A 7,194-nucleotide genomic window follows, 5' to 3' on the forward strand; every position below is an offset into this window, starting at 1 on the left:
TCTCGAATTCTGTCAGTAACCATACTTTAAATAAGGGAATGCGCATGCTGTTGAAAACGTCTCGACGAACTTTCCTGAAGGGGTTAACCCTCTCTGGCGTAGCCGGAAGTCTTGGCGTATGGAGTTTCAATGCGCGTTCCAGTCTGAGCCTGCCAGTTGCCGCATCCCTGCAGGGTACTCAGTTTGACCTGACCATTGGTGAAACGGCCGTCAATATCACGGGCAGTGAGCGTCAGGCCAAAACAATCAATGGAGGCCTGCCGGGGCCCGTTCTTCGCTGGAAAGAAGGTGACACCATTACCCTGAAGGTCAAAAACCGTCTTAATGAACAGACGTCCATTCACTGGCACGGCATTATTCTTCCGGCCAATATGGATGGTGTTCCGGGGCTGAGTTTTATGGGCATAGAGCCTGATGATACCTACGTTTACACCTTTAAGGTTAAGCAGAACGGGACTTACTGGTACCACAGCCATTCCGGTCTGCAGGAACAGGAGGGGGTATACGGTGCCATTATCATCGATGCCAGGGAGCCAGAACCGTTTGCTTACGATCGTGAGCATGTGGTCATGTTGTCTGACTGGACCGATGAAAATCCTCACAGCCTGCTGAAAAAATTAAAAAAACAGTCGGATTACTACAATTTCAATAAACCAACCGTTGGCTCTTTTTTCCGCGACGTGAATACCAGGGGGCTGTCAGCCACCATTGCCGATCGGAAAATGTGGGCTGAAATGAAAATGAATCCGACTGACCTCGCGGATGTCAGTGGCTACACCTACACCTATCTCATGAACGGGCAGGCCCCGCTGAAAAACTGGACCGGACTGTTCCGTCCCGGTGAAAAGATACGCTTACGGTTTATCAACGGCTCGGCAATGACCTATTTCGATATCCGTATCCCCGGGCTGAAAATGACGGTCGTGGCTGCAGATGGCCAGTATGTAAACCCGGTTACCGTTGACGAATTCAGGATTGCCGTTGCCGAAACCTATGATGTCATTGTGGAGCCTCAGGGTGAGGCCTATACCATCTTCGCACAATCCATGGACAGGACCGGTTACGCTCGAGGGACACTGGCCACGAGAGAGGGGTTAAGTGCTGCCGTTCCCCCCCTCGATCCCCGTCCTCTGTTGACCATGGAAGATATGGGTATGGGGGGAATGGGACATGATATGGCAGGAATGGACCACAGCCAGATGGGAGGCATGGATAACAGCGGAGAGATGATGTCTATGGACGGTGCTGACCTTCCGGATAGCGGGACATCCTCCGCGCCCATGGATCACAGCAGCATGGCCGGTATGGATCATTCCCGGATGGCCGGAATGCCGGGTATGCAAAGTCATCCTGCGTCAGAAACGGATAACCCACTGGTTGATATGCAGGCGATGAGCGTCTCTCCGAAATTAAATGATCCGGGTATTGGTCTTCGAAATAACGGAAGAAAGGTTCTCACGTACGCGGATTTGAAAAGCCGCTTTGAGGATCCTGACGGACGTGAACCTGGCCGTACCATAGAACTGCATTTAACCGGCCACATGGAAAAGTTTGCCTGGTCATTTAACGGAATCAAGTTTTCAGATGCCGCACCGGTGCTGCTGAAATACGGTGAGCGGCTCAGGATCACGCTGATCAACGATACCATGATGACTCACCCCATTCACCTACATGGTATGTGGAGCGATCTGGAAGATGAAAACGGTAATTTCATGGTTCGTAAACACACAATAGATGTTCCCCCTGGTACAAAACGCAGTTACAGAGTGACAGCAGATGCGCTTGGCCGCTGGGCGTATCACTGCCATTTGCTCTATCACATGGAAATGGGAATGTTTCGTGAAGTCCGGGTGGAGGAATGATGCGAATGAAGAGAAATTTGAAGGCCATACCTGTTCTGGTCGCCGGTTTGTTTACCTCACAGCTTTCTATTGCGGCGGGCTCCGTCTCTGCAGATCCCCACGCCGGGCACGACATGTCTGCCATGCAGATGCCAGCAGATGAGAATTTCACTGAGATGACGTCAATGGAGCCCATTGTAACTGAGAGCAGAACGCCAATTCCGCCTGTTACCGATGCCGACCGGAAGGCTGCATTCGGCAATTTACAGGGGCATGCGATTCACGACAGTGCGATTAATTATCTGGTTCTGCTGGATCAACTGGAATGGCAACGGTCGGATAACACCAACAATTTCAGCTGGAGTGTTAACAGCTGGATTGGAGGCGACACAGATCGGATTTGGCTAAAGAGTGAAGGTGAACGAAGCAATGGGGAAACGGAGGCGGCTGAAGCGCAGTTACTCTGGGGACATGCGGTTGGCCCATGGTGGGATTTGGTTGCGGGTGTCAGGCAGGATTTCAGACCTGCTTCTGCCCGGACCTGGGCTGCTGTCGGTTTTCAGGGGCTGGCACTCTATAATTTTGAGTCTGAAATTACGGGTTTTGTCAGTAATGGCGGAAAAGCAGCCCTTCGTCTGGGAGGAGAATACGACGTTTTACTGACTAACCGGCTCATACTCCAGCCATCCTATGAGGTGAATTTCTACAGTCAGGATGATGAATCGCGGGGTCGCGGCAGGGGACTGACTGACACAGAGCTGGGGCTCCGGCTGCGCTATGAAATACGCCGTGAGTTTGCACCCTATATAGGCGTTTCCTGGAATCAACTTTACGGGAAAACATCCGATATGGCGAAAAGAGAAGGTGAGAAAGACCATCAGGTAGTATTCCTGGCGGGAGCCAGAATCTGGTTTTAACGCACTGATATAAAACACTCAACTAAACAGGTAAATAAAATGTCGATTTTAAATAAAGCCATTCTTACAGGTGGCCTCGTTATGGGCGTTGCTTTCTCTGCTATGGCCCATCCGGAATTAAAAAGCTCTGTGCCACAGGCTGATTCAGCCGTAGCGGCCCCGGAAAAGATTCAGCTTAATTTCTCGGAAAATCTGACCGTGAAATTCTCAGGTGCAAAATTAACGATGACGGGTATGAAAGGCATGTCATCACATTCTCCGATGCCGGTCGCGGCAAAAGTGGCGCCAGGCGCTGACCCTAAATCGATGGTCATTATTCCGCGAGAGCCTTTACCCGCTGGCACTTATCGTGTTGACTGGCGCGCGGTTTCTTCAGATACGCACCCTATTACCGGTAATTACACCTTTACAGTGAAGTAATATTATGAACGACCTGATTATGATTGTTATTCGTTTTCTTCTTTATCTGGATTTGATGGTAATATTTGGATTGCCATTTTTTCAGATATATGGAATAAGCGGTGTCAGACATGAAACCTATAACCTGACTAATTTCAGGTCGTTTATAACCTTTGCTGTTGTTACAGGCATCATTCTTACTGGCATTAATATGCTCCTGGTATCTAATGCCATGAGTGGAGTAACTGACCTCAGAGAATTATCCATCCATGTTATCGAGATGGTGATAGAAGAAACTGATGTGGGTATTAGCTGGATTGTCAGGCTCTGTGCCCTGTTTACCACACTCGGTGCTTTGTTCCTTTACACTAATAAGAGAGTATTGTCCTGCCTGCTGATGACGATGAGTGGGGGCGTGGCGCTGGCTACACTTGCCTGGGGAGGACACGCCGTTATGCATGACGGTCTGCATTACTATCTCCATTTACTGAGCGATCTGACCCATCTCGGCGCTGCAGGTGCCTGGACAGGTGCTCTGGTTGCATTTGCTATCCTGCTGATGCGCAGAAACGAGCATAATGCACAGAGCGTCATTGTGATATCTGACTCCCTGGCAAAATTTGCCACGGCAGGAACGGTGATTGTTGTAGCCCTGATCCTGAGTGCGCTGGTCAACTATCTGTATATTGCTGAGGGTAACTTAACTCCCTTATTCAACAGTTCCTGGGGGAGGATATTGCTTGCCAAGACGGCTCTGTTTGTTCTGATGCTTCTTCTGGCTGCAGCAAACCGGTTTCACCTGGGTCCCCGGCTTGAAGTTATGGTCAGGGAAGGGAATTATGATCGCAGCGTTGCCCTGATGCGAAACAGCATCCTGACAGAATTCGTTGTTGCGATTATCATTCTGGGCGCCGTAGCGTGGCTTGGAATGCTTGCTCCGTCTCAGATCAGCTAGGGGACAGCCAAAGCTCATGCGTGAGATTTTTACTTTCATATCAGCGAGTTGACCATGCAGCGTATTTTAATCGTTGAAGACGAACAAAAAACAGGTCATTACCTGCAGCAGGGACTGGTTGAGGAAGGCTATCAGGCCGATCTCTTTAATAATGGCCGCGATGGTCTCGGGGCCGCGTCGAAGGGACAGTATGATTTGATAATACTGGACGTGATGCTGCCTTTCCTCGACGGGTGGCAAATCATCAGCGCACTGAGGGAGTCCGGGCACGAAGAACCGGTCCTGTTTTTAACCGCAAAGGACAACGTGCGGGACAAAGTGAAAGGACTGGAGCTTGGCGCAGATGACTACCTGATTAAGCCCTTTGATTTTACGGAGCTGGTTGCACGTGTAAGAACCCTACTGCGCCGGGCACGCTCGCAGGCCGCAACAGTCTGCACCATCGCCGATATGACCGTTGATATGGTGCGCCGGACCGTGATCCGTTCGGGGAAGAAGATCCATCTCACCGGTAAAGAATACGTTCTGCTTGAGTTGCTGCTGCAACGCACCGGAGAAGTGTTACCCAGGAGTCTTATCTCGTCCCTGGTCTGGAACATGAATTTTGACAGTGATACGAATGTGATTGATGTCGCCGTGAGACGTCTGAGAAGTAAAATTGATGATGACTTTGAGCCAAAACTGATCCATACCGTTCGCGGTGCCGGATATGTCCTGGAGATCAGAGAAGAGTGAGGTTCAAAATTTCCCTGACCACACGCCTGAGCCTGATTTTTTCTGCGGTGATGCTTACGGTATGGTGGTTATCAAGTTTTATCCTGATTAGCACCCTGAATGGCTATTTCGATAATCAGGACCGCGATTTTCTGACAGGTAAACTTCAGCTCACCGAAGAGTTTCTTAAAACAGAGACGTTCAGGAACAAAACGGATATTAAGTCATTATCAGAAAAAATAAACGATGCGATGGTGGGGCACAATGGCTTATTCATTTCTATAAAAAACATGGAAAATGAAAAAATTGTTGAACTCTATGCCAACAATTCTGTTGTTCCAGCGGTCCTGCTTAACAAGTCGGGTGATATTCTCGACTATATGATCCAGACGGAAGAAAATAACACCGTGTACCGCAGTATCTCGCGGCGGGTTGCCGTGACGCCGGAACAGGGTAAAAGCAAACATTTCATCATTACGGTTGCCACGGATACTGGGTATCACACCCTGTTTATGGACAAACTCAGTACCTGGCTGTTCTGGTTCAATATCGGTCTGGTCTTTATTTCTGTTTTTCTGGGCTGGCTGACCACACGTATTGGTCTGAAACCGTTACGGGAAATGACCAGTCTGGCTTCCTCCATGACCGTACACAGCCTGGATCAGCGTCTTAATCCCGATCTGGCTCCGCCGGAAATCTCTGAGACCATGCAGGAGTTCAATAATATGTTCGATCGCCTGGAGGGGTCATTCCGGAAACTGTCAGATTTCTCGTCTGACATCGCGCATGAGCTGCGCACGCCAGTCAGTAATCTGATGATGCAGACGCAGTTTGCACTGGCTAAGGAAAGGGATGTTTCGCATTACCGCGAAATTTTATTCGCTAACCTGGAAGAACTGAAAAGGTTGTCACGAATGACCAGTGACATGCTTTTTCTGGCACGTTCAGAGCATGGTCTGCTGCAGCTGGATAAACATGATGTGGATCTGGCAGCCGAACTGAATGAATTACGTGAGTTATTCGAGCCCCTGGCAGACGAAACAGGAAAGACAATCACGGTTGAAGGAGAGGGCGTTGTTGCCGGAGACAGCGATATGCTGCGACGTGCTTTCAGTAACCTGCTTTCCAATGCAATCAAGTATTCTCCCGATAACACCTGTACAGCGATACACCTTGAGCGTGACAGTGACTGTGTGAACGTGATGATTACGAATACGATGTCCGGCCAGGTTCCCGCTAATCTGGAACGTTTGTTTGACCGGTTCTATCGCGCAGACTCATCAAGGTTCTACAACACGGAAGGCGCGGGGCTGGGATTATCAATTACAAGGTCGATCATTCATGCTCACGGCGGCGAGCTGTCAGCAGAACAGCAGGGGCGGGAAATTGTGTTCAAAGTGCGCCTGTTAATGGATTAATCCCGTTGTTCAGGAGAAACCTGGAAGGTGACAAAATTGTCATCATTCAGTCACGCGATAAACAGAGGCGGTTTTTTATAATTATTCATAAATCAGGAGCAGCGTGATAACACAATCACCTGGTTCCTGGAGTGATGATTAACCCGCCCTGAGATCAACTGCTTTCTCTGTTATAAGCCATTGATTGTTTGGGTATGTAAACACCGGAGACCCAACCATGAAAAAGATTCTCGTATCATTTGTTGCCATTATGGCTGTCGCTTCATCCGCCATGGCTGCAGAGACAATGAACATGCATGACCAGGTAAATAATGCCCAGGCGCCTGCCCATCAGATGCAGTCATCCGCTGAAAAAAGTGCAGTTCAGGGGGAGAGCATGAAAATGATGGATATGAGCGGTCACGATCAGGCCGCTATGTCCCATGAAATGATGCAAAACGGCAATTCTGCCGCCCATCAGGACATGGCTGAAATGCATAAAAAAATGATGAAAGCCAAACCTGAGAACACCCAAGAAACTGCTAAGCCATTTTCCGAAATGAGCGAGCATGAGAAAGCCGCTGTTGTGCATGAGAAGGCGAATAATGGCCAGTCTTCCGTTATTCATCAGCAAGAGGCGGAAAAGCATCGCAGCCAGATCACCCAGAATTAACCCGCAGCTCCACTTGTCAGACCCTCATTTGACGCCGAAGTCACTGGCTTACGCTCCCGTCCGGGAGCGTTTTTTTATAAGCGAAATGAATAATAATGAAAGAGTCCATACACAATGTTTTTTTTGGTCATGTCGACCTCACAATTAACTTATATTGTTTGAGAATCCTGTTCCCCGGTCATCTCCAGGGTGCATGTCGCGCCGTATCCTGAGACTGGCTGAGTGAATCGCCACAGATAATCTAGACACTTCCGAGCCGCTGATAATATTGTTTTTCGTATTCAGTTGGTGGCATATG

7 protein-coding genes are annotated in these 7,194 nt (G+C 49.1%); all 7 read left to right on the top strand.

Translation table 11 applies throughout. The features are described 5' to 3' along the window. Window positions 1-44: 44 nt before the first annotated feature. The 7 genes from pcoA to GF617_RS23885 all read left to right on the top strand — a co-directional run bounded on the left by pcoA (window position 45) and on the right by GF617_RS23885 (window position 6,896). Window positions 45-1,862 carry a multicopper oxidase PcoA gene (gene pcoA, locus GF617_RS23855; protein WP_000925242.1) on the top strand — a complete coding sequence of 606 codons (1,818 nt, stop codon included), beginning with the start codon at window positions 45-47 and terminating at the stop codon, window positions 1,860-1,862. Between the two features lie 5 nt (window positions 1,863-1,867). After that, window positions 1,868-2,758: a copper resistance outer membrane transporter PcoB gene (gene pcoB / locus GF617_RS23860; RefSeq protein ID WP_001378118.1), complete on the top strand. Its 891-nt coding sequence runs from the start codon at window positions 1,868-1,870 to the stop codon at window positions 2,756-2,758. Window positions 2,759-2,797: 39 nt separating this feature from the next. Further along, window positions 2,798-3,178, top strand: coding sequence for a copper resistance system metallochaperone PcoC (gene pcoC / locus GF617_RS23865; protein ID WP_000025662.1), 381 nt, complete (start codon window positions 2,798-2,800; stop codon window positions 3,176-3,178). 55 nt (window positions 3,179-3,233) lie between these two features. After that, window positions 3,234-4,112 carry a copper resistance inner membrane protein PcoD gene (gene pcoD, locus GF617_RS23870; protein ID WP_080821469.1) on the top strand — a complete coding sequence of 293 codons (879 nt, stop codon included), beginning with the start codon at window positions 3,234-3,236 and terminating at the stop codon, window positions 4,110-4,112. Between the two features lie 54 nt (window positions 4,113-4,166). Then, on the top strand, window positions 4,167-4,847 hold the full coding sequence (gene pcoR, locus GF617_RS23875) for a copper response regulator transcription factor PcoR (RefSeq protein ID WP_081120802.1): 681 nt from the start codon (window positions 4,167-4,169) through the stop codon (window positions 4,845-4,847). After that, entirely contained in the window at window positions 4,844-6,244 is a 1,401-nt protein-coding gene (gene pcoS / locus GF617_RS23880) for a copper resistance membrane spanning protein PcoS (RefSeq protein WP_007374420.1), read from the top strand. The genes pcoR and pcoS overlap by 4 nt, the downstream gene beginning before the upstream one ends. Window positions 6,245-6,461: 217 nt before the next feature. Beyond that, a complete protein-coding gene (locus tag GF617_RS23885; protein ID WP_007374421.1) occupies window positions 6,462-6,896 on the top strand; it encodes a hypothetical protein in 435 nt (144 codons plus the stop codon). Window positions 6,897-7,194: the final 298 nt, after the last annotated feature.

The organism is Lelliottia sp. RWM.1, assembly GCF_016859735.1.
Taxonomy (GTDB): Bacteria; Pseudomonadota; Gammaproteobacteria; order Enterobacterales; family Enterobacteriaceae; genus Enterobacter.